Here is a 2,599-nt window from a genome sequence, read left to right as displayed (position 1 = left end):
CCCTGCGGACGGCCGCCGCGGTTGTCGTCACGGCGCTGGTAGCCGCCACCGCGCTTGTCGTCACGGCCCGGGAGGCGACGCCCCTGGGCGTCACGGCGGGGACGCTCGTCGCGGTGACCGCCACGGTTGTCGTCACGGCCCTGATAGCCGCCACCGCGCTTGTCGTCANCCCTGCGGACGGCCGCCGCGGTTGTCGTCACGGCGTTCGAAGGAACGGCCACCACGGTCGTCGCGCCGCTGGTCGCGGCCCTGCGGACGGCGGTCGTCGCGGTCGAAGCGACCACCACGGTAGTCGTCACGGCGTTCGAAGGAACGACCGCCACGGTCGTCGCGGCTCTGGTACCCGCCACGGCCACGGTCGTCCCGACCCCGGTCGTCGCGGCGGGGGCGGTCGTCCCGGCCCTGCGGACGGCCACCACGGTCGTCACGGCTCTGGTAGCCACCACGACGGTCGTCACGGCCCTGCGGACGGCCACCGCGATCATCACGGCTCTGGTAGCCACCACGACGGTCGTCACGGCCCTGCGGACGGCCACCGCGATCATCACGGCTCTGGTAACCACCACGACGGTCGTCACGGCCCTGCGGACGGCCACCGCGATCGTCGCGGCTCTGGTAGCCGCCACTACGGTCGTCGCGGTCGAAGCGACCACCACGGTTGTCGTCACGACGGTCGTAGGAGCGGCCCCCACGGTCATCACGACCCTGGTAGCCGCCACGCCGGTCATCGCGGCCCTGCGGACCACCACGGCGGTCGTCGCGGCCCCGGTCGTCGCGGTTCTGGTACCCGCCACGGCCACGGTCGTCGCGGTCGAAGCGACCGCCACGGTTGTCGTCACGACGGTCGTAGGAGCGGCCCCCACGGTCATCACGCCCCTGGTAGCCGCCACGCCGGTCGTCCCGGCCCTGCGGACCACCACGGCCGCGGTCGTCACGGCGGGGACGGTCGTCCCGGTCGTAGCGTCCGCCACCACTGCGGTCGTTCCCGCCTCGGTCGTCGCGGGGGCCTCGGCCGCCGCGGTTGTCATAGTCGCCGCGCTCACCGCGCGGGGCGTGTCCGTCCCGCTCACCACGGGAACGTTCTCTGTTAGGTGTGCTCACCGGTGTCGTCAAGACCTTCGATGTCGTCGGGGAGGAACGGCGCCAGATCAGGCAGTTCGTCCAGGCCACGCAGGCCCAGCCGTTCCAGGAAATAGGAAGTGGTCCGATACAGCAGCGCACCGGACTCGGGATCGTGTCCGGCCTCTTCGATCAGGCCCCTCAGTACGAGGGTACGCATAACCCCGTCGCAGTTGACCCCGCGAACGGCGGAGACCCTGCCACGTGAGACCGGCTGGCGGTAGGCGACGACAGCCATCGTCTCCAGTGCGGCCTGGGTGAGCCGCACCTCCTGCCCCTCCCTGAGGAAGTGCTCGACGATGTCGGCGCACTCGGGGCGCGTGTACACACGCCACCCGTCAGCCACCGCCCGTAGGTCGAAACCACGGCCCTGTTCGGTGTATTCCCGGGAGAGTTCCTCCAGGGTACGGGTCACCAGCTCCAGCGGCACGTCCATGGCGCGGGCCAGGTCGTATTCGGACACCGGCTGGTCGACCACCATCAGCACGGCCTCCAGGTCGCGGCGCAGGGCCGGGGGCGTGGAGAGTTCCTCGGCCCCGGCGGTGTGCTCTGCGGTCATCACTGCTCCCCCGGTGTCGTCTCGGCGGTCGGTTCCGCCTCGTCGTAGTCGGACTCCAGCTCGACTTGCTCGTCGCCGCCGGTCCAGGTGACGGTCAGCTGCTCCAGCGGAACGGGCTGGTCGAAGCCCACGTTCGCGGCGCGGTAGAGCTCCAGCAGAGCCAGGAAGCGGGCGACGACCTCGAAGGTACCGTCGCACTCGGCCGTCAGCTGGGCGAACGTCAGCTGCCCGTGCTCCCGGAGTTCGGCCACCATCAGCTCGCCCTGCTCCTTGACGGAGGTCTTGGTGAGGTGGATGTGGGTGACCGAGACACTGGGCGGTTCCCGGGGCGTGAACACCAGGCCGGCCAGCGCCGCGAACTCCTCGGGGCCGAGCTTGAACAGCACGTCCGGGCGCATCCCCGCGAACCGCTCCTCCAGCGGCACCGCCCGCGCGTACCTGCGCCCCTGCGTGGCCAGGCGCTCGCGCATGAACGAGGCGACCTCCTTGTAGGCGCGGTACTGGAGCAGCCGGGCGAACAACAGGTCGCGCGCCTCCAGCAGCGCCAGGTCCGCCTCGTCCTCCACGTCGCCGCGCGGCAGCAGGCGGGCGGCCTTGAGGTCGAGCAGGGTGGCCGCGACCAGCAGGAAGTTGCTGGCCTGGTCCAGGTCCCAGTCGTCGCCGAACCTGCGGATGTGCGCGATGAACTCATCGGTGACCTTCGACAGCGACACCTCGGTGATGTCCAGCTTGTGCTTGGAGATCAGCCCGAGGAGCAGGTCGAAGGGGCCCTCGAAGTTGTCCAGGTGCACCTGGAAGGCGTTCTCGTCGACCTCGTCGGCGCCGTCCGCCCCCGGCGGCGCGCCCTCCTGGTCAGTCACCATGACGGGTCCACGTCTTCTCGCTCATGACACAAGGGTGTCACCGGCTGGGACCAGCCGG

3 protein-coding genes are annotated in these 2,599 nt (G+C 70.7%); all 3 read right to left on the bottom strand.

The annotated features are described in order from the left end of the window. Positions 1–165 precede the first annotated feature (165 nt). The 3 genes from D452_RS32030 to D452_RS0113035 are packed head-to-tail and all read right to left on the bottom strand — an operon-like array spanning position 166 to position 2,541. Positions 166–1,101, bottom strand: a complete 936-nt coding sequence (locus tag D452_RS32030; RefSeq protein WP_449289517.1) for a hypothetical protein — start codon at positions 1,099–1,101, stop codon at positions 166–168. Continuing rightward, positions 1,088–1,678, bottom strand: a complete 591-nt coding sequence (gene scpB, locus D452_RS0113040; protein WP_017544594.1) for an SMC-Scp complex subunit ScpB — start codon at positions 1,676–1,678, stop codon at positions 1,088–1,090. The genes D452_RS32030 and scpB overlap by 14 nt, the downstream gene beginning before the upstream one ends. Further along, positions 1,678–2,541, bottom strand: a complete 864-nt coding sequence (locus D452_RS0113035; RefSeq protein WP_017544593.1) for a segregation and condensation protein A — start codon at positions 2,539–2,541, stop codon at positions 1,678–1,680. The genes scpB and D452_RS0113035 overlap by 1 nt, the downstream gene beginning before the upstream one ends. Positions 2,542–2,599: the final 58 nt, after the last annotated feature.

The organism is Nocardiopsis prasina DSM 43845 (assembly GCF_000341265.1).
GTDB lineage: Bacteria > Actinomycetota > Actinomycetes > Streptosporangiales > Streptosporangiaceae > Nocardiopsis > Nocardiopsis prasina.
The sequence above is the reverse complement of the archived record's forward strand: the minus strand, read 5'-3'. Positions and strand labels throughout refer to the sequence as shown.

Coding starts and splice junctions, on each gene's coding strand:
- scpB (WP_017544594.1), bottom strand. CDS start 1,678: ATGACCGCAGAGCACACCGCCGGGGCCGAGGAACTCTCCACGCCCCCG.
- D452_RS0113035 (WP_017544593.1), bottom strand. CDS start 2,541: ATGGTGACTGACCAGGAGGGCGCGCCGCCGGGGGCGGACGGCGCCGAC.